At 70.5% G+C, this 19,883-nt stretch carries 19 protein-coding genes; 5 read left to right on the forward strand and 14 right to left on the reverse strand.

Translation table 11 applies throughout. The annotated features are described in order from the left end of the window. Positions 1–27: 27 nt before the first annotated feature. The 9 genes from HCA58_RS05700 to clpB all read right to left on the reverse strand — a co-directional run bounded on the left by HCA58_RS05700 (position 28) and on the right by clpB (position 8,535). Positions 28–405 carry a metalloregulator ArsR/SmtB family transcription factor gene (locus HCA58_RS05700; RefSeq protein ID WP_169596714.1) on the reverse strand — a complete coding sequence of 126 codons (378 nt, stop codon included), beginning with the start codon at positions 403–405 and terminating at the stop codon, positions 28–30. A 57-nt stretch (positions 406–462) separates the two neighbouring features. Continuing rightward, on the reverse strand, positions 463–993 hold the full coding sequence (gene pyrE, locus HCA58_RS05705) for an orotate phosphoribosyltransferase (RefSeq protein ID WP_169596715.1): 531 nt from the start codon (positions 991–993) through the stop codon (positions 463–465). Positions 994–1,160: 167 nt separating this feature from the next. After that, positions 1,161–1,967 (reverse strand): SDR family oxidoreductase, encoded by an 807-nt coding sequence (locus HCA58_RS05710; protein ID WP_169596716.1) that lies wholly within the window; start codon positions 1,965–1,967, stop codon positions 1,161–1,163. An 8-nt stretch (positions 1,968–1,975) separates the two neighbouring features. Next, positions 1,976–2,644: a hypothetical protein gene (locus tag HCA58_RS05715; protein ID WP_169596717.1), complete on the reverse strand. Its 669-nt coding sequence runs from the start codon at positions 2,642–2,644 to the stop codon at positions 1,976–1,978. A 150-nt stretch (positions 2,645–2,794) separates the two neighbouring features. After that, positions 2,795–3,595, reverse strand: coding sequence for a hypothetical protein (locus HCA58_RS05720; RefSeq protein WP_169596718.1), 801 nt, complete (start codon positions 3,593–3,595; stop codon positions 2,795–2,797). A gap of 111 nt (positions 3,596–3,706) precedes the next feature. Next, positions 3,707–4,294: a DUF4178 domain-containing protein gene (locus HCA58_RS05725; RefSeq protein WP_169596719.1), complete on the reverse strand. Its 588-nt coding sequence runs from the start codon at positions 4,292–4,294 to the stop codon at positions 3,707–3,709. 74 nt (positions 4,295–4,368) lie between these two features. Beyond that, positions 4,369–5,430, reverse strand: coding sequence for a hypothetical protein (locus tag HCA58_RS05730; RefSeq protein ID WP_169596720.1), 1,062 nt, complete (start codon positions 5,428–5,430; stop codon positions 4,369–4,371). A 70-nt stretch (positions 5,431–5,500) separates the two neighbouring features. Further along, positions 5,501–5,881 carry a hypothetical protein gene (locus HCA58_RS05735; protein ID WP_169596721.1) on the reverse strand — a complete coding sequence of 127 codons (381 nt, stop codon included), beginning with the start codon at positions 5,879–5,881 and terminating at the stop codon, positions 5,501–5,503. Between the two features lie 62 nt (positions 5,882–5,943). Beyond that, positions 5,944–8,535: an ATP-dependent chaperone ClpB gene (gene clpB, locus HCA58_RS05740; protein WP_169596722.1), complete on the reverse strand. Its 2,592-nt coding sequence runs from the start codon at positions 8,533–8,535 to the stop codon at positions 5,944–5,946. A 349-nt stretch (positions 8,536–8,884) separates the two neighbouring features. On the opposite strand from clpB, the gene HCA58_RS05745 reads away from it, so the two are divergent. The 3 genes from HCA58_RS05745 to HCA58_RS05755 all read left to right on the forward strand — a co-directional run bounded on the left by HCA58_RS05745 (position 8,885) and on the right by HCA58_RS05755 (position 11,203). Next, positions 8,885–9,385 (forward strand): cation:proton antiporter regulatory subunit, encoded by a 501-nt coding sequence (locus HCA58_RS05745; protein WP_169596723.1) that lies wholly within the window; start codon positions 8,885–8,887, stop codon positions 9,383–9,385. A 7-nt stretch (positions 9,386–9,392) separates the two neighbouring features. Next, positions 9,393–10,604: a cation:proton antiporter gene (locus tag HCA58_RS05750; protein ID WP_169596724.1), complete on the forward strand. Its 1,212-nt coding sequence runs from the start codon at positions 9,393–9,395 to the stop codon at positions 10,602–10,604. A gap of 170 nt (positions 10,605–10,774) precedes the next feature. Further along, on the forward strand, positions 10,775–11,203 hold the full coding sequence (locus tag HCA58_RS05755; protein ID WP_169596725.1) for a hypothetical protein: 429 nt from the start codon (positions 10,775–10,777) through the stop codon (positions 11,201–11,203). Positions 11,204–11,264: 61 nt separating this feature from the next. Here the strand turns inward: HCA58_RS05755 and HCA58_RS05760 are convergent, their stop codons facing one another. From HCA58_RS05760 to dnaK, 5 genes are all read right to left on the reverse strand, one after another. Then, positions 11,265–11,501, reverse strand: coding sequence for a hypothetical protein (locus HCA58_RS05760; RefSeq protein ID WP_169596646.1), 237 nt, complete (start codon positions 11,499–11,501; stop codon positions 11,265–11,267). Positions 11,502–11,689: 188 nt separating this feature from the next. Further along, positions 11,690–12,127 (reverse strand): MerR family transcriptional regulator, encoded by a 438-nt coding sequence (locus HCA58_RS05765; protein ID WP_169596726.1) that lies wholly within the window; start codon positions 12,125–12,127, stop codon positions 11,690–11,692. Between the two features lie 28 nt (positions 12,128–12,155). Beyond that, positions 12,156–13,325, reverse strand: coding sequence for a molecular chaperone DnaJ (dnaJ, locus tag HCA58_RS05770; RefSeq protein WP_169596727.1), 1,170 nt, complete (start codon positions 13,323–13,325; stop codon positions 12,156–12,158). Positions 13,326–13,410: 85 nt separating this feature from the next. After that, positions 13,411–14,172, reverse strand: a complete 762-nt coding sequence (gene grpE, locus HCA58_RS05775; protein ID WP_169596728.1) for a nucleotide exchange factor GrpE — start codon at positions 14,170–14,172, stop codon at positions 13,411–13,413. Positions 14,173–14,218: 46 nt separating this feature from the next. After that, positions 14,219–16,087: a molecular chaperone DnaK gene (dnaK, locus tag HCA58_RS05780; RefSeq protein ID WP_169596729.1), complete on the reverse strand. Its 1,869-nt coding sequence runs from the start codon at positions 16,085–16,087 to the stop codon at positions 14,219–14,221. A 219-nt stretch (positions 16,088–16,306) separates the two neighbouring features. Here dnaK and HCA58_RS05785 point away from each other — a divergent pair, with 219 nt between their 5' ends. Then, the gene (locus tag HCA58_RS05785; protein ID WP_169596730.1) at positions 16,307–18,172 is read left to right on the forward strand and encodes a GTPase domain-containing protein; all 1,866 of its coding nucleotides are present in this window, start codon (positions 16,307–16,309) and stop codon (positions 18,170–18,172) included. A 5-nt stretch (positions 18,173–18,177) separates the two neighbouring features. Continuing rightward, the gene (locus HCA58_RS05790; RefSeq protein ID WP_169596977.1) at positions 18,178–19,851 is read left to right on the forward strand and encodes a GTPase; all 1,674 of its coding nucleotides are present in this window, start codon (positions 18,178–18,180) and stop codon (positions 19,849–19,851) included. The last annotated feature ends 32 nt before the right edge of the window (positions 19,852–19,883 follow it).

Genomic DNA, 19,883 nt, shown 5'->3' on the forward strand with positions numbered 1-19,883 from the left:
CGGCTGGCCGCCACCAAGCGGCTTGGCTCAGCGAGCCTTCTTGGTGGCCCGCTTACGCGGCGGGGTGAGCAGGTCGGCGATCGTGGCGATCGCGCTCGGGACCAACCGGTAGTAGGCCCAAACGCCACGCTTCTCCCGCTCCAGCAGACCGGCCTCGGTGAGGATCCGGAGGTGATGGCTGACGGTCGGCTGGGAGAGGCCGAGTGGCGCGGTGAGGTCACACACGCACGCTTCGCCCTCGGGGGCCGACTGGATCAGGCTGAGCAGCCGCAGCCGAGCGGGGTCGGCAAGGGCCTTGAGGACCCCCGCCAGCCGCTCAGCGTCGGCACGTTCGATCGGCTCGCCGGCAAGCGGCGAGATCTGAGGCATAGTCATTTCGGCCAACGCAGTTCCCACGTAATCCATCCTTCCACCAGCAGCATCGATCCGCCTGCATATCAGCAGATCCGAATCGGCAGACTTTTACGCCACAAGGCCGAGGTCAGCCAACGTATAGGCCGCCCGATAGGGCAATCCGGCGGCTCGCACCGCGTCGCCGGCACCACGATCAACAATAACCGCCACCCCCACGACCTCAGCCCCGGCCTCGCGAAGCGCTTCGACAGCGGTCAACACGCTTCCTCCGGTGGTGGAGGTGTCCTCCACCGCCAGCACCCGACGACCCGCCACATCGGGGCCTTCGATCCGGCGTTGCATCCCGTGCGCCTTACCCGCCTTACGGACCACGAACGCGTCCAACGGACGCCCGGCGGCGTGCAGCATCGCGAGGGCGATCGGATCGGCCCCCAGGGTCAGACCACCCACCGCGTCGTACGACCAGTCGGCGGTCAGTTCGCGCATCACCCGTCCCACGACCGGTGCCGCCCGGTGATGCAGCGTGACGCGACGCAGATCCACATACCAGTCGGCCTCCCGCCCGGAGGAGAGCACCACCCGGCCATGGACTACAGCCAGGTCGGAGATGAATTTACGCAGGTCGTCGAGGTCCCCCATGGCGATAGAGGGTACTGCGCAAGTCTGTGTGCCGCGTGTGGGGGCCACCGCGGCCAACCCTTCCGGGGGACCGACGAGCAGCGATGGACGGTCACGCTACGTCAACCATCGAGAGATATCGAGTGACATCACCCTGTTCGGCTGCCGCAGGCTCGTCCGCCAGCCGGTCAACGGTGACCGCGACGGGCACGCCGCCGGGTGTCCCGGGAGGCCACGCCCAGCAACCGACGCGGGGCGTACCGCAAGCCCGCCACGGCCAGCTTGTACCTCCACGAAGGAACACTCACCGACTTACCTTTGCGCAGGTCACGCAGGGCTTCATCGACGACATCGGTGGCTTCGAGCCAGATCCATCCCGGGGATTTCGAGATGTCGATGCCTGCCCGGTCGTGAAATTCGGTACGGGTGTAGCCCGGGCAGAGCGCCATCACGCGTACGCCGAAGGGGCGTGCCGACTGACCGACCGACTCACTGAAGTTGGTGACCCACGCCTTGCTCGCCGAGTAGGTGGATCCGGGCATCACCGCACCGAAACCCGCCACGGAAGAGACATTAATCACTGCCCCGGTGCGCCGCTCGGTCATCTCGGCCAGCGCGGCGAGGGTCAGCCGCAGCACCGCGTGCACGTTCAGCCGCAGCAGCCTGGTCTCGTCCTGGACCGACGACCGGAGGAACGGCTTGTTCAGGCTGATGCCGGCGTTGTTGACCAGCAAATCGACGGGCGGCCCGTCAGTCAGCCGTCGCTCCACCACCGCGCAGCCGTCGTCAGTGGACAGATCGGCGGTGACGGCCTCGGTCTCCACGCCGTGCTTGCCGGTCAACTCGGCGGCCTGCGCCGCCAGCCGGGTCGCGTCGCGGGCGACCAGCACCAGGTGCCATCCGTCGGAGGCGAGTCGGGTGGCGAACGCCGACCCGATGCCGGCAGTCGCCCCGGTGATCAACGCCCATCTTTCGGTCGTCCGGTCGGGCGTCACGGGCGTCGTCACCTCGGCGGGTACGGGGGCGACGGCGGCGCCCCTGGCGGCGGGAAGGGCTGGTATGGCGGCGGCGGTGGGGTCGGTGGCTGGACTGGATACACCTCCCGCCGGGGCGGCCGGCGCCGGAACCAGGCGTTGGCCGCCGGCAGCGCCAGCAACACGGCTACCACAAGGTAACCGAGCACCTGAGCGATCGAAAGGGTGGCCGTGAGCGGAATCCACCAGGACGGGTAGGCAGCCGGTACCAGGGCCAGCAACTCGGCGGTCGCCCGGTCGTCGCCGAATTCCAGCGGCGCCGCACGCTGCACGATCATGGCCGCGATCCCACCACAACCGCAGCACGTACCCAGACCGGCGACCACCCACGTCACCGTCCGGGCCGCCGGCCGGCGGGCGACCAGCCCCAACGCCAGGCCGACGAGGAGCAGACCGGCGAGAATGCCGAGCATCCCCGACCCGACGACCGAGACCCGCAGCAGAGCCACCACCGCGTCGATCTGACCTGGGTCGGCGTCGGCTGCGGCCGTCGCGCGGAACCGATCCACCGTGCCGCCGACCGACGCGAACCCCGCTACCGCTGAGGCGAGCGCGCCCAGCGCCATCACCGCAAGCGTCACCACAGCAAGCACGACTGCCGCCGGCCGGCGGACCGATGCCTGTTCGGGATGCGACACGACGAGTCCCTCCGGTAGGCGTTGCAAGCAACCTACTCGGAGGGACCATCGCAATCGGGCCTTGAGCCCGTGTCGAAATCCTGGGCGAGCCTACGAAGTCAGCGATGGCTCGCCCGGACGATCGATCACCGCACCGATCCGCGCGGAAAGTCAGCCGGGGCGATCGGTGGGCGGCTGGGTGCCGGGCTGCTCCGGGCCGTCCGAGGGCGGGGGCTGGCTGCCCGGTCCACCGGCCGGTGGTTGGCCACCGGTGACGGGATAGCCGGGCTCGGCCGGCTGCTGCGGGGTGGCCGGGTAGCCGGGAGACAGCGGGTAGCCGGGTTGGCTCGGGTAGCCGGGTTGGCTCGGGTAAGCACCGCCGGGCGTGGGGGGCTCCCACTGCTGGGTCGGCTTACGGAAGAACTCGTTGGCCTTGGGCAGTGCCAGCAGGATGAGCGCCGCCAGCAGCGAGATCAAGCTGATCACGCCGAGCAGGATGCTCACCGGGGTGGCCCACCCCGGCAGCGCCTCCTCCAGCCGACGCTGGATCTCCTCCCCACTGGGCATGTCGCCACTGGCCTCGCCGGGAGCGCTGAAGTTACCGACGAATCCGCTCAGGAGGTTGAAGCCGGAGCAGCAGAAGAGGATGCCACCCACGATCCAGGTGGCGATCCGGGAGCCGTTCCTGCCGCGCAGGTTCAGCAGCCCCAGACCGACAAGTGCGAAGGCCACCACCAGCAGGAAGATGGCGATGCCGACGCCGACGACGACGGTGATGTCGGCGATGTTCTGCGCCCCCTCGACCGTCGAGTCACGGTAGGCGTCCTCCATGACCTCACGGACGGTGCCGATGGTAGCCAGCGTGACGACCACGCTTGTCAACTGGCAGATCGCGAACAGCAACAGTAGGTAGGTGGATATCGTCACCACCCCCGGCCGCGACCGGGCCGGGGTGTTCTGAGGGTCGACCATCATTCTCCCTTCCGAAACGCGCTTACCGTATCGGCAACAGGCCACGACGGCACGGCATGACGTCGAACGGCGGTCGCGTCACAGACCGCCGACCGCCCGGATCGTTACGGTTCAGGTTCCCCGCTGCGGATGAACTGTCACCCCGTCGCTGTCCAGCCGTTCGCCACGGGCCATCTCCCAGCCCGCTTCCCCGTACGCCTCGAAGGTGAGCCTCGCCCCGCCCGGTGCCCGGTAGTCGTGGTAGCGCATGGTGCCGCTCGGGGGCAGCCCAGAGGATCCGGAAGCGGTGTACCGGGCCTGGCCCGACTCGTGCCAGTGGTAACTGCGACCGCCGGACTCCACCACCGGCGCGCCCGGCGTGACGGTGGCGTCGTGTGGTGCCGACTCCCACAACACGAGTTCGAACCCGGGACTCTCCGCCACCGAGAGTCGGCGCCGTCCACCGCGCTCGTCGAGGAGGTGCTCTGCCCACCTCCACTCGCCTTCCACCAAACGGATCGACCCCTGCACGGCGTAGGCGGCGTCACCGATCTCGACGATGTCACCGACCTCGATCCGGCGTGGGTCGCGTGGCCCGCCACCGTTTCGCCGCTGCCGCCGACCTGCTGCTGACCTGCTGCGCCACCAGCGCAACCCGCAACCGGCGCCGATCAACCCGACCAGGCGCACGGCCGCCAGGTACGCCGTCGTCCCGTCCACCCGGTCACCTCCCGAGACAGTTCGGCGGAGACGTCGACCACGATCCGGACAGGCGTCTCCTTCCGCCAACCGGACTACCGGCCACCGGTCGGCTGATCCGCTCCGCCGGAGGCGGCACCGCCCTGCTCACCGCCACCGGCCACGGGGCCACCGCCCGGGGTTGCCGGCCGGTCAGGTGGCTGCGGGACGGTCGGTGCGGCAGCCTGGTCCGGGGCGGAGCCGGCCGGGGCCGGACCGGCCACCACGTCGGGCGCGGGATAACCGGGCACCGCATACCCCGCACCCGGCACACCATGCCCGAACAGTGGTGGACAACCCGGTGCGTATCCAGGCTGCGGTGGATGGCCGGCAATGGGCTGTTCTCCGAACGGCAGTGGGTGACCCTGCGGGACGGGATAGCCGGGCCCGATCGAGGGCACCGGATAGGCCGCGAAATAGGGGTTCGGTACCCCAGGCCCCGACAACCAGGCCGATGCCGGTTCGGAGCGGGGCACGAACCAACGGTGGGCCGGCGGCAACGCCAGCAGCAGCGCCACCGCCGCCATGAGCAGGAACACCAGCAGTACGCCGAGACCCGCCAACGGAAGGAACACGTCGGAGATCATCGGCTGGTCGTACAACGCCTCGATGAAATCCGACTCCTGCCAGAACTCGTCGCCCGGCGGCGGAACCTCTTCCGGGAACGGCTCGTCGCCGTACGGTCCGTCGGACACCGCGTACGCGAGACCGAGCGGGATCAGCAACCCGCCGGCACAACCCTGGACGACACAGAGCAGCAGCTGAAGGCCACCGGCGACGAAAACGAGGACTCTGGCGGTGTTGCTGCCCCGGAGAACCCAGCGCGACGTGAGCCCCAACCAGAGCGCCAGCAGCAGCGCGGGCACACCGAACACCGTCGCCATCACGACGCTGCTGAAACGCTCGGCGCGTACCTCGTCCGGGTCAGCGTCGGGAACCTGCCGAAGTGCCTGGTCGATCGCGTCGTTCCAGTCGATCGCGGCAAACCCCAGCAGCGCTACCAGGCCGAGCAGGATCAGCGCGGTGGCCAGCTGCAACCAGAAGGCGGCAGTGACGGTGCCGGGACGCGGCGGACGTGACGGGGGCACGGCTGCCGGCGGTTCGGCGGTCTCAGTCATGCCGCGCACGGTACGTATCGATCGCAAACTCTGGCAGCGCCGTTCGGGTGGAGTCGGTCGGCTCGACAGCTCACGATCCGCCGAGCCGCTCGGCGGCGTACGCCCCGACGGTGGTGCTGCCCATGACGCAGCCGGTCATCGTGCTGATCCTGGCCGTATCACCTCGCAGCGCCACCCAGGCCGCTCTCCCGACCGCCGGGTCGAGCCGTTCCAGCAGGGTGGCGGCGTACACGCGACCTGCGGGCGTGCCTCCGGTGAGCAGCCGATCGAGCAGGTCGCGTACCTCCTCCGGGTCATCGGTCACGACCGCCGCGACGCGCTGGTACGCCTCGGTCTCGGGCAGCAGCGTGCCTGCGATCCCGACCCCACCGAACGCCAACGTGCTGGCGCGCCCGAGTTCCGCGACGGCCCTGGCCAACTCCGACGCCTTCTTGCGCCGCATCCCGAACATGTCTCCATCCTCGCCCCGGGAGCCCGCCTCCGCCCGTCGGAGGCGGGCCCGGTGCGACGGGTTCAGCTTGACGCGACCGAGAGCCCGTCCCCGCTGTCCCGCAGACCGACCCGCACCGTGTCGCCGTCCCTGACGTCGCCAGCGAGCAGTGCCCTGGCCAGTTGGTCGCCGATCGCCGCCTGGATCAGGCGACGCAGCGGACGGGCACCGTAGATCGGGTCGTACCCGTGCTCGGCGAGCCAGGCACGGGCGTCCTCGGCGACCTCCAACGTCAACCGGCGGTCCGCGAGACGCCGCCCCAGCCGCGTCAGTTGGATGTCCACGATGGCCCGCAGGTCGTCACCGTGCAGGGCGGCGAAGACCACGATGTCGTCCAGACGGTTGAGGAACTCCGGCTTGAAATGCGACCGGACCGTGGCCAGGACACCCTCACGACGCTGCTCATCGGCGAGCGTCAGGTCGCTGATCACCGCCGAACCGAGGTTCGAGGTGAGAATCAGGATGGCGTTGCGGAAGTCGACCGTACGCCCCTGACCGTCGGTGAGTCGGCCGTCGTCGAGCACCTGGAGCAGGATGTCGAAGAGGTCCGGGTGTGCCTTCTCCACCTCGTCGAGCAGGATGACCGAGTACGGCCGGCGGCGCACCGCCTCGGTGAGCTGGCCGCCCTCCTCGTAACCGACGTAGCCCGGCGGTGCTCCGACCAGGCGGGCCACCGAGTGTTTCTCGCCGTACTCGCTCATGTCTATTCGCACCATGGCCCGCTCGTCGTCGAAGAGGAACTCGGCGAGCGCCTTGGCCAGCTCGGTCTTACCGACACCGGTCGGGCCGAGGAAGAGGAAGCTGCCGGTCGGGCGGTCCGGATCGGCGACCCCGGCACGGGCCCGGCGTACCGCGTCGGAGACCGCGGCGACAGCCTCACGCTGGCCGACCACGCGCCCACGCAGCGTCTCCTCCATGCGCAGCAGTTTGGCGGTTTCCCCCTCCAACAGCCGACCTGCGGGAATACCGGTCCAGGAGGCGACGACGGCGGCGATGTCGTCCGCGCCGACCTCCTCTTTGAGCATCGCCCCGGCGGACTGCAGCCGGGCCAGTTCCTCCTCGGCGGTGGCCAACTCCGCTTTGAGCGCGGGGATCTTGCCGTAGCGCAGCTCGGCGGCACGTTCCAGCTCGCCGTCGCGCTCGGCCCGCTCGGCCTCTCCGCCGAGCCGTTCCAACTCCTCCTTGGCGGTGGAGAGCTTGGTGATGTGACTCTTCTCCAGCTGCCACCGCTCGGACAGCGCGGTGAGCTGCTCGCGCTTGTCTGCCAGCTCCTTGCGCAGTCGTTCCAGACGTTCGGCGGACGCCGCGTCCGGCTCCTTGGCCAGCGCCATCTCCTCGATCTCCAGCCGGCGTACCGCGCGCTCGATTTCGTCCACCTCGACCGGACGGGAGTCGATCTCCATCCGGAGTCGGGACGCGGACTCGTCGACCAGGTCGATCGCCTTGTCCGGCAGGAAACGGTCGGTGATGTACCGGTCGGACAGGGCGGCGGCGGCGACCAGCGCGGCGTCGGTGATGCGTACGCCGTGGTGCACCTCGTAGCGCTCCTTGAGCCCACGCAGGATGCCGATGGTGTCCTCGACGGTCGGCTCACCGACCAGCACCGGCTGGAAGCGCCGCTCCAGCGCCGGATCCTTCTCGATGTGTTCGCGGTACTCGTCGAGCGTGGTCGCGCCGACCATGCGCAGCTCGCCACGGGCCAGCATCGGCTTGAGCATGTTGCCGGCGTCCATCGAGCCCTCGCCCTTGCCGGCACCCACGACGGTGTGCAGCTCGTCGAGGAAGGTGATGACCTGCCCGTCGGAGTTCTTGATCTCCTCCAGGACGGACTTCAGGCGCTCCTCGAACTGGCCCCGGTACTGGGCACCCGCCACCATCGCACCGAGGTCCAGCGAGACCAGCTTCTTGTCGCGTAACGACTCGGGCACGTCCCCTGCCACGATCCGCTGGGCCAGTCCCTCGACGATCGCGGTCTTGCCGACGCCGGGCTCGCCGATCAGCACCGGGTTGTTCTTGGTACGCCGGGACAGCACCTGGATCACCCGGCGAATCTCGGAGTCCCGGCCGATCACCGGGTCGATCTTGCCGTCCCGGGCGCTCGCGGTCAGGTCGACGCCGTACTTCGCGAGGGCCTGGTAGGTCTGCTCGGGGTCGGCGGTGGTGACCCGTCGGTCCCCGCCGCGTACGGTCGGGAAGGCCGCGACCAGGCTCTCCTCGGTTGCCCCGGCGGCCTTGAGCGCGGTCGACACCGCGCTGCCAACCCGGGCGAGCCCGGCGAGCAGGTGCTCGGTGGAGGTGTACTCGTCGCCGAGCGGACGGGCGATCTGCTCGGCCGCGCCGATGGCGTTGACGAACTCGCGGGCCAGGGTCGGCTCGGCGATGCTGGAGCCACGGGCGGCGGGCAGCGCGTCGACGGCCCGTACGGCGACCCGGCGCAGCTCGCCGGGGTCGGCTCCGGCGGCCCGGAGCAGGCCGGCGGCGGTGGAGCCCTCGGTGTCCAGCAGGGACAGCAGCAGGTGCCAGGGCTCGACGGTGGCGTGACCGCGCTGGTTGGCCAGGGCGACGGCGCCGGTGATGGTCTCGCGGCTCTTGGTGGTGAGTCGTTCCGTGTTCATGGGCTCCCCCGGATCGGCGTGTCCACTAGGACAGACACAACCAGAGTTGAGTCTATTCCACTCAACCCTAGAGGTATGAGCTGCATCACTTTCCGCCGGATACCGACCACCAACCGTCGCCGCGCAACGGTTTCTCCGCGCCTGACGAGCGGACGCTCCGGGTCGAACTCGCCCCGGAGCGCGACTGCCTGGACACGGTGACCGTGAGCCGGGCCGGCCGCCCCTCCACCGACCTGTCGCCTCATCCAGCTCGCCTGAGTCGTGCATCAGCCGCCACGACGGCGTCACACAGGGTGGACGTGCTGCGCCAGCTCCATCCGCCCGGCACCGTGCCGGTAGCGTTACCCGGGTGCGCGTACGTATCGAACAGACCGCCTTACCAGGGATCGGTGTCCGCCACGAACTGGTGACGGAATCCGGCCGTCGGCTGGGCGTGGTCTCCCATCGCAGCGGTCGCCGAGACCTCGTTCTTTACGACCCGGACGACCCGGACGCCTGCGCTGCGGACATTCCGCTCACCGACGACGAGGCCGAGGCGCTGGCCGACATTCTCGGCGCGTCGCTCATGCTCGGCCAGCTCTCCGGGCTACGTGAGCAGGCCGCCGGGCTGCTCACCGAGCAGATCGCGATTCCGGCCTCCTCGCCGTACGTCAACCGGCCGTTGGGGGACACCAAGGCCCGGACCCGCACCGGCGCCTCGATCGTGGCCGTACTACGCGACGGCGAGGTGAACGTCTCACCGGCCCCTTCGTTCCGGTTCGCGGCCGGCGACGTGGTGGTCGTCGTCGGGACCCGACCCGGCCTCGACGGTGTGACGGCCATCCTCGCCGACGGCGACCCGGCCGGCTGAGTCGCGGATGCACGAGACCACGACCCTGCTTGTCGAAGTCGGGGCGCTGCTGTTCCTGCTCGGCCTGCTCGGGCGGCTCAGCCGCCGGATCGGCCTGTCACCGATCCCGCTGTACCTGCTCGCCGGACTCGCCTTCGGCCATGGCGGCATCGTGGAACTCAACGCCAGCGAGGAGTTCTTCGCTGTTGGCGCGGAGATCGGCGTGATCCTCCTACTGGTGATGCTCGGCCTGGAGTACTCGGCCACGGAACTGGTCGGCAACCTACGGGCTGCCGCGCCCGCCGGGCTGATCGACGCGCTGCTCAACGCGCTGCCGGGGGCGGCCTTCGCGCTGCTGCTCGGCTGGGGTTGGGTCTCCGCGGTGGTGCTCGCCGGAATCACCTGGATCTCCTCCAGCGGGGTGATCGCCAAGATCCTCGCCGACCTGGGCCGGCTCGGTAACCGCGAGACGCCCGTGATCCTCTCGGTGCTGGTGATCGAGGATCTGGCGATGGCGTTCTACCTGCCCCTGGTGACCGCCCTGCTGGCCGGCGTAGGTCTGGCCAAGGGTGGCGTCGGCCTGGGTGTCGCCGTGGTGAGCGTCATCGCGGTGCTCGTGGTCGCCGTCCGGTACGGCAAGCAGATCTCCAGGCTCATGTCGGCGAACGACCCCGAGGCGCTGCTGCTGGGTGTGCTGGGTCTGACCCTGCTGGTGGCCGGGATCGCGGCGAAGCTCCAGGTCTCGGCGGCGGTCGGCGCGTTCCTGGTCGGCATCGCGCTGTCCGGCCCCGTCGCGCACCACGCCACCGAGCTGCTGACGCCGCTGCGGGACCTGTTCGCCGCCGTGTTCTTCGTCTTCTTCGGTCTGGTCACCGACCCGCGTGGCATCCCACCGGTACTGCTGCCGGCGCTGCTGCTCGCCGTCGTGACGATGGGCACGAAGACGTTGACCGGCTACCTGGCCGCCCGACGGGCCGGGATCGCCGAGCCGGGACGCTGGCGGGCCGGGCTGACCCTCGTACCCCGGGGGGAGTTCTCCATCGTCATCGCCGGACTGGCGGTGGCTGCCGGCGGTGTCGAGCCGCGGTTGGCGGCGCTCGCCACCGCCTACGTACTGATCACGGTGGTGACCGGGCCGATGCTGGCCCGGCTGCCGGACCTGCAATGGTTCAAGCAGTGGCTACGCGCGCGGGCCAAGACCCAACGGGCGCGACCGGCACCTGTGGTCGACCAACTGTGACCGGTAACCGCCCGGTCGGGGCGTCCGGACGGCCTCCGGTGACCGACCGATGCCGAATTGCTTCCCGTAGGGGCTACCGATACTCACCGGTACCGCGTTAACGTGTCGCCCCAGCAGCCAGGGTTCGCGGCGGGCGGACGCCCCCGCGGGCGAGAGCGGAAGGTCGGCCGGTGAGCGTGCAGAAGTCACCGTTCCACGGCTTCGCCAACCCCGTCGACCCGACCCCGGCGGAGTTGCGGGCGTGGGCCTACCAACCCGATTCTGTCCCGTTGACGTCGATGCCGCCCGACTGGGACCTGCTGGTCTCCGGTGACCGGTTGGTGACGACGCTGTTCGAACTCGCCATGGACACCGACTGCCCGGCTCGCCGGTTCGCGCTGCACTGTCTCTACATCTACGCCGCCGACGGGATCCGGACGAACTTCCGGGCACACCCGAAGCGTCGCTTCCGGAAGCTCGTCGACCAGGCGGAGCGCAACGGCGACGAGTTGATGCGAACCTGGGCGCACAACAGTCGGGTGCTGCTGACCCGGCCAGAGTTGTTCGTGTACCGGGAGTGGTGCGAGGGCGGTCTGGTTCGGGAAGATCGTCGGCTCTGAGCCGGGCGTGCCGAACGGGCCGGGACCCCCCGTGGCTCCCGGCCCGCACGTCGGCGGACGGTCAGCGTGACCCGCCCCGCCCGCGACGGTGCTGGTCGCCGCGCACCTCGCCGGCACCTCGGCCGGCCCGGCCGTCCTGCGGAGCGACCCGATCGCCTCGGCCGCTTGACCTGCCGTCCCTGACCTGGTCGGAGAGGCGTCCCCTGGTGATCCGGTCGAACCGGCGCCGGACGTCCTCAGCCAGGTCGTCGAGGCGTCGCTCCGTCTCCTCGGCTACCTTTCTCGCCGCTTCCGTCACGGCTCCCCCCGCCAGATCGGAGTCCGGATTGAGATGGTTCCGCCCTTGTCTCGAAGGCTAGTCGGCGTGAGCTGCCCAGCGCACGGATTCGCCGGAACAGACACCGGTGTGCAGCCGGTCGACAACCGAAAGGGGGGTGTGGCCCGTCCAGCGGACGGGCCGCACCCCCCTTTCGGTGACAGGCGAACTCAGTGACCGGGGCTCCGACGGGGACGCCACACCACCAGGGCGGTCGAGGTCTGATTGGTGGGGACGAGGTCCCGACCAGGAAAACGGGCCAACGACTCCAGCTCGGCTATCCGCCGGTACGCGGCGTCGAGTTCGGCCTCCAGGTGAGCTACCCGCTGCTGCGCCTGCTCCAGCAGCTGCTCCAGCCCGATGATCCGCTTGATCCCGGCGAGGTTGACGCCGTCGTCCTGGCTGAGCCGCTGCACCTCGCGCAACAGCACCACGTCCCGGACGCTGTACCGCCGGCCGCCGCCGGCCGCCCGACCGGCCTGCACCAGACCGAGCCGGTCGTACTGGCGCAGCGTCTGCGGGTGCATCCCCGCCATCCGCGCCGCGACCGAAATCATCAGCACCTTGGCCTCGTACGCCGGGTCATCCGATCCGACGAACCCGTCCATCCCGCTCACCTCCGCACCGCTTCACCGATCAACCGAACCGACGCACCCGCGCGTCGAGGTGTTCCCGCGCCGCCGGCGGGGTCTGCTCGGCGAAGGTCTCCAAAGCAGCTCGGGCCTGGTCCGAGATCCGCGCCGGCACCACCACGTCGAGGGTGACCAACAGGTCACCGGTCTGTCCATCCCGGCGACTGACGCCCTTGCCCCGGGCCCGCAGGATCCGGCCGCTCGGCGTACCCGGCGGCACCCGAAGGGTCACCGGACCGTCAAGCGTCGGCACCCGCAGATCGGTGCCGAGGACCGCCTCCGCGAAGGTGATCGGCACGGTCAGGGTGAGATCGTCGCCGGTGCGTCCGAACACTTCGTCCGGGCGGACCTTCACGTGTACGAACAGGTCACCTGCCGAACCGCCGCGCTCACCCGGCTCACCCCGGCCGGCCAGCCGGATCCGCTGGCCGTCGGCCACCCCGGCGGGAAAACGGACGTTGAGCGTACGGGTCTTCGTGACCCCGCCGGTGCCGTGGCACTCCGGGCACTTCTCGTCCACCACCGTGCCCACGCCCTGACAGTTGCGGCAGGGCTCGGAGAAACTGAACGCACCCTGGTTCCGGTTGGTGGCCCCGGCACCGTGGCAGACCGGACAGGTTCGCGGCACCGTGCCGGGCTTGGCGCCGTCGCCGTGACAGGTGTCGCAGACACCGGGTGCCCGCAGCGACAGCGGCAGGGTGACGCCGTGTACCGCGTCGTCGAAGTCCAGCGCAACCTCGGTCTCGATGTCCCGGCCCCGGGCCGGACCCGGTGCGCCCCCTCCGCCACCGGAGAAGACCGAGCTGAACAGATCGGAGATGTTGCCACCGCCGAACCGGCCACCGGCCGCCTGCGCACCGCCGAACAGGTCGGAGACGTCGAACGGCACCCCGCCAGGCTGGCCGCTCTGGCGGGTGCCGCGCCGGAAGGCGCCCGAGCTGAACAGCGAGCGCATCTCGTCGTACTCGCGGCGTTTGGCATCGTCGCCGAGCACCGCGTACGCCTCGGACACCGCTTTGAAACGTTCCTCTGCCCTGGCGTCGCCGGGATTGTGGTCCGGGTGCGACTCGCGGGCCAACCTGCGGTACGCCTTCTTGATCTCGTCAGCCGGAGCGGCCTTGGGCACGCCCAGCGCCGCGTAGTAGTCCTTCTCGATCCAGTCCTTCGAACTCACCCGTACACCTCCTCCCCACCGCCGGGCCCGGTCCGCCCCGCCCGCCGGGTCTCGACGAGCGGGGCGGCCGGGTCACCGTCGCGCACTATTCCGGGTCGGCCACCGCGACCAGCGCGGGCCGCAGCAGTCGCTCACCGACCTGGTAGCCCCGACGCATCACCTGCACGCAGGTCGGCTCGGTGACGTCTGCCGACGTCTGGTGGGCCACCGCCTCGTGTCGCGTCGGGTCGAACGGATCGCCCTGCTCCCCGAACGGGGTCAGCCCGAACTTGCCGAGCGCGGCATTGAGCTGCTCGGCCACCGAACCGAACGGGCCGACCAGATCGCCGTGCTCCCGGGCCCGGTCGAGATCGTCCAGGATCGGCAGCAGCGCGGCGAGAACGGATCCGGTCGCCTGCTCGGTGACCAGGCCACGGTCACGCTCGACCCGCTTGCGGTAGTTGGCGTACTCAGCCGATACCCGCTGCACGTCGCGGGTACGCTCGTCCAACTCGGCGCGGACAGCCTCCAACTCGGCACCCGCCCCGTCGGCGGCAGGCTCGGCCGGCTCGCCGACCGGCTGCGCCGGAGCGTCCACGACCGGCGGCCCCTCGGTGGACGCGTCGCTGAGGGCGCTCGCCTCGACCTCTATCGAGTCGACCACCACCTCGGCTTCCTCGACCAGGCCCTCCGCCGGCACGTCCGGCCCGGCGTCGGCCGCGGTACCGTCGGGCTCACGGGTCTGACCGATCTTGCGGTTGTTGCGGATGACGACCCGCGGCGTGTCGCCGGTGGCCGGCTCGGACGCCGAGCCACCCGGCGCCGACCCGGTGTCATCCGGGTCGGCGGCTCGTGGCTTCTCCGTCATACGACTCCCTCATCCCTCTGCCCGAGCGCTCGGGTGGCCCGGACCCTCACTTCTTGTCCTCGTCCACGATCTCCGCGTCGACCACGTCGTCCGCACCGGGCCGTGCGCCGCCGGCCTGCGTGCCACCGGGCGCACCGGCCGTGCCGGCCCCGGTGGCACCGCCTGCCTGGGTCTGCTCGGCCTGCTGGGCGTAGAGCAGCGAGCCCGCCTCCTGGGAAACCTGCGCGAGCTGCTCGTGCGCTGACTTGATCTTATCGAGGTCGCTGCCACCGAGAGCACCGCGAAGCTCACCGAGAGCCTCGTTGAGCTTCTCGCGGTTCTCGGCCGGAAGCTTCTCGCCGTTCTCGGCGAGGAACTTCTCGGTCTGCCACTGCAGAGCCTCGGCCACGTTGCGGGTCTCGGCCTCCTCGCGACGGCGCTTGTCCTCGTCCGCGTGCTCCTCGGCGTCCCGGCGCATCCGCTCGATGTCGTCCTTGGGCAGCGAGGAGCCGCCCGTGATCGTCATCTTCTGTTCCTTGCCGGTGCCCAGGTCCTTGGCGTGCACGTTGACGATGCCATTGGCGTCGATGTCGAAGGTGACCTCGATCTGCGGTACGCCACGCGGAGCCGGCGGGAGACCGGTCAGCTCGAAGGTGCCGAGCTTCTTGTTGTACGCGGCGATCTCACGCTCGCCCTGGAAGACCTGGATCAGCACCGACGGCTGGTTGTCGTCGGCGGTGGTGAACACCTCGGAACGCTTGGTCGGGATGGTGGTGTTGCGCTCGATGAGCTTGGTGAAGATGCCGCCCTTGGTCTCGATGCCGAGGCTCAGCGGCGTCACGTCGAGCAGCAGGACGTCCTTGACCTCACCCTTGAGCACACCGGCCTGCAGGGCGGCACCCACCGCGACGACCTCGTCCGGGTTGACGCCCTTGTTGGGCTCCTTGCCGGTGAGCTGCTTGACCAGATCGGTCACAGCCGGCATCCGGGTCGAGCCACCGACGAGGATCACGTGTTCGACGTCGGAGACCTTGATCCCGGCGTCCTTCACTGCCTGCTCGAACGGGCCCTTGCAGCGGTCGAGCAGATCCTGCGTCATGCGCTGGAACTCGGCCCGGCTGAGGGTCACGTCCAGGTGCAGCGGACCGGCCGCACCGGCGGTGATGTACGGCAGGTTGATGTTGCTGGTGGTGGCGGCGGACAGCTCGATCTTCGCCTTTTCGGCGGCCTCCTTGAGCCGCTGCATCGCCATCTTGTCCTGCGACAGGTCGATGCCGTGCTCACCCCGGAAGGTCTTCACCAGGTGATCCATGATCCGCTGGTCCCAGTCGTCTCCGCCGAGGAGGTTGTCACCGCTGGTCGACTTGACCTCGATGACGCCCTCCGCCAACTCCAGCAGCGACACGTCGAAGGTGCCGCCACCGAGGTCGAAGACCAGGACGGTCTGCTCCTTGGAACCCTTGTCCAGCCCGTACGCCAGAGCCGCCGCGGTCGGCTCGTTCACGATCCGCAGCACGTTGAAGCCGGCGATCTCGCCAGCCTCCTTGGTGGCCTGACGCTGGCCGTCGTTGAAGTAGGCCGGGACGGTGATCACCGCGTCGGAGATCTGCTCGCCCAGGTAGGCCTCGGCGTCCCGCTTGAGCTTCATCAGCGTCCGGGCCGAGATCTCCTGCGGGGTGTACTTCTTGCCGTCGATGTCGACGGACCAGCTGGTGCCGATCTCCCGCTTGACCGAGCGGATGGTCCGATCCGGGTTCGTCACCGCCTGACGCTTGGCGACCTCGCCGACGAGCACCTCGCCGTTACGGGCGAACGCGACGATCGAAGGGGTCGTCCGCGAGCCCTCAGCGTTGGCGATGACGGTGGGCTCACCGCCCTCCAGAACGCTGACGCAGGAGTTCGTCGTGCCGAGGTCGATACCGACCGCACGTGCCATCTTCGCTTCCTCGCTTCGTTACGTTGAGCAGGTGACGGGACCTCCCGTCTCGCTGTGCGACGTATGCCGTCCGCAGCGACCCACCTCAAGTTGAGTGACCTTGACTCAATAGTGCCACGCTTCCGCCGATCGTCAAGTCGGGGTTGAGTCAGATCGGCGCAACTCGCCAGTCTTGTCGACCGGTTGTCTTACCTTGTGTCGGTCGGGCACGCTTTAGCGGTGACGACGCACGGCGATTCCGCCTCACCGTCCGGCGCGCCCGCCGTCGCAGCCCGCACCGGGTCCACCGGCGTCGGCGAGGACCGGCCCGCAGCCACCGGGGACGACACCCTTACGGACGCCCTGACCAACCTGCGCGCCGCGATCGGGGCGACCCGGTTTCCGCTCGCCCTGCCCTCGGCCGAAATGGCCACGCGTACCGTCGCTGCCCTCGCCGACCAACTCGACGACTACCTACTGCCCCGACTGGCCCGCCTCGACGCACCGTTGCTCGTGGTCGTCGGCGGTTCGACAGGCGCCGGCAAGTCGACACTGGTCAACAGCCTGGTGCAGGCCCGGGTCAGCGCCGCCGGGGTACTGCGACCCACCACCCGGTCCCCGGTGCTGGTCTGCAATCCGGCCGACTCGGCCTGGTTCCGCCGGGGCGAGTTGCTGCCCGGGCTCACCCGCACCAACCAGCCTGGCGACGATCCCCGCACCCTGCACCTGGTCACCGCGCCGGCACTTCCGCCGGGTCTGGCGTTCCTCGACGCCCCCGACATCGACTCCGTGGTGGACGCCAACCGGGCGCTGGCCAGCCAGCTGCTCGCCGCTGCCGACCTCTGGCTCTTCGTCACCACCGCCGCCCGGTACGCCGACGCCGTCCCGTGGGAGCTGCTGCACGGTGCCCGGGCCAGAGGTGCGGTACTCGCCCTGGTGCTCAACCGGGTGCCCGCGGAGGCGACCGACGAGGTGGCCGCCCACCTCGCCGAGATGCTGGCCGGGCAGGGCCTCGACGCCGCACCGCTGTTCGTGCTCCCGGAAACCTGGATCGACGGGCAGGGGCTGCTACCGGGCCGCAGTACCGCGCCGCTTGCCGACTGGTTCGCCCGGCTCGCCGCCGACGCGGAGGCCCGCGCGTCGGTGGTCCGGCAGACGCTGGGCGGCGCCCTGGCCCTGCTGCAACCCACCGTCGAAGGCCTGGTCCTCGCCGTCGACGAGCAGGTCACCACCGCCGACGCGCTCGACGACCGGGTACAGGCGGTGTACCGGGCAGCGAACCGGACGGTCGACCAGGGCCTGCGGGACGGCCGGCTGCTCCGGGGCGAGGTGCTCGCCCGCTGGCAGGAGTTCATCGGCACCAGCGACTTCTTCCGCACCCTCGAAGCACGTATCGGCCGACTACGGGACCGCGTCATGGCCACCCTCTCCGGCCGCCCGGCCCCGGCCGTGGAGCTACGGGACGCGATCGAGTCGCAGCTGGTCACCCTCCTGCGAGGGGTGGCCGCAGAGGCGGCCGAGCACGCGTACACCGCCTGGAAGGCACACCCCGCCGGTGCGGCGCTACTCGAACCCGACCTCGGCCGACACTCCGGCGACCTGCCGCAGCGCGCCGAGCGGCTGGTCCGCGACTGGCAGCGCGGCGTACTGGAACTGGTCCGGGCCGAAGGTGGCGACCGACGATTCGTGGCACGGACAGCGGCATACGCGGTCAACGCCACCGGGCTGGCCGTAATGATCGCGGTCTTCGCCTCCACCGCCTTCGTCCCGACCGGAATCGAGGTCGCCACCGGAGCCGGAACCACCCTCGCCGGCCAGGCGGTACTGCAAGCGATCTTCGGCGACCAGGCGGTGCGGACGCTCGCCAGAAGGGCCCGGGAGGATCTGCTGGAGCGGGTGACGGTGCTGCTCGACGACGAGGCGACCCGCTACCTCGCGCGGACCCGGCAGGCCCGACCGGCAGCCCGGACCGCGACGGCGTTGCGCCGATCAGCCGAACGGGTGGAAGCTGCCCGGCTGCGCAGTGGCTTCGCCGGCGCCGCACCGGTGCTCGACGTACCGACGACGGGCGTCGGCGCCCCAGTGACCGAGGGGGAACGGCCGTGACCGGCATGGGCGGACGCCTCCGCGAGGCGTTGCGAATCGCCGACGGGCGGGTGGACGCCGACCAGCTGATCGCCCGGCTGGAGGCGATACGGCGGTTCCTCGGCCTCGTCGACGGTCACCTGCCGGACACCCCGCTGGTGCCGGCCCGCACCCTGGTCGAACGCGCCGGGACCCGACTGACGCTCTCCCGCGACCACACCGTGGTGGCGCTGGCCGGAGCCACCGGCAGCGGCAAGTCGAGCCTGTTCAACGCGATGGCCCGGATGGAGCTGTCACCGGTCGGGGTACGCCGGCCCACCACCGGTGTCACCCACGCCTGCGTCTGGGGGCCACTCGACGGGGGTACCCGACTGCTCGACTGGCTCGGCGTGCTGCCCCGTCACCGGTTCGTCCGGGAGAGCCTGCTCGACGGCGACGACGAGTCCACGCTGCACGGGCTGATCCTGCTCGACCTGCCGGACTTCGACTCGGTCGAACACGCCCACCGGCTGGAGGTGGACCGGCTGCTCGGCCTGGTGGACCTGGTGGTCTGGGTGGTCGACCCGCAGAAGTACGCCGACCGGGTGATGCACCGCAGCTACCTCCGCGAGTTCCGCAGACACCGCGACGTGACGGTGGTCGTGCTCAACCAGAGCGACCGGCTACCTCCGGCCGAGGTGCCCCGGGTACTGGCGGACCTGCGTCGCCTGCTCGACGCGGACGGGCTGGACGGGGTACCGCTGCTGACCACCACGGTCGCCGATTCGGGGGGCCTGGAGCCGCTGCGGGCGGCATTGGAGCGCACCGTCGCCGAACGGCAGGCCGCACTGCGTCGTCTCTCCGGCGACGTCGACGCCGTCGTCGACACCCTGGACGACATGGTCGGCGAGCCCCGTACCGTGCTCGCCGCCGACGATCCCGCAGTGACGGCGTTGGACCGGGCCCTGTGCAGAGCGGCGGGAGTGCCGACCGTCGTGGCAGCGGTCGAACAGGCGTACCGGCATCGCGCCGCGGCGGCCACGGGCTGGCCGTTGCTGCGGCTGTGGCGGCGACTGCGGGCCGACCCGCTGCGTCGGCTACACCTGCCCGACCGGCGGACCGGTGACGACCCGGACGCCCTGGTCGCCGCCACCTCGGTACCCGAGCCCAGTGCGGCCGACAAGTCCGCACTGGCACTGGCCCTGCGGACAGTGGCTGATCGGGCCGGCGCCGGGCTGCCGAACGCGTGGCCGGAGGCGATGGCCACGGCGGCCCGGTCCCGCCTCGGCGACCTGCCGGACGCCCTGGATCGCGCGCTCGGCAACACCGATCTCGGCGTCGACCGTCCCCGTCTCTGGTGGCGGCTGGTCGGCGGGCTGCAGTGGCTGCTGACGCTTGCCTCGGTGGCCGGGCTGGGCTGGTTGGCCCTCGGCTACGTGGTGCAGGCACTCGGACTGCCGCAGTTGCGGCACCCGACCGTCGGTGAGGTGCCGGTACCGACCCTGCTGCTGCTCGGGGGACCACTGGTCGGGCTGGTCGTCGCGGCCGCGACCCGCCCGCTGGTGCGGTGGGCCGCCCGGCAGGCCCGTCGGCGGGCGGAGGCTCAGCTCACCCTGGCCGTGGCCGGTGTCAGTGAACAGCAGGTACTGGCCCCGGTCCGGGCCGTGATCGCCGCGCACGCCGACGCACGTACGGTCCTCGAGGTCGCCCGCCACCGCTGACCGGACGCTGAACGTTCCTGGATACCACCGAT

The organism is Micromonospora sp. HNM0581 (assembly GCF_012726175.1).
Taxonomy (GTDB): Bacteria; Actinomycetota; Actinomycetes; order Mycobacteriales; family Micromonosporaceae; genus Micromonospora.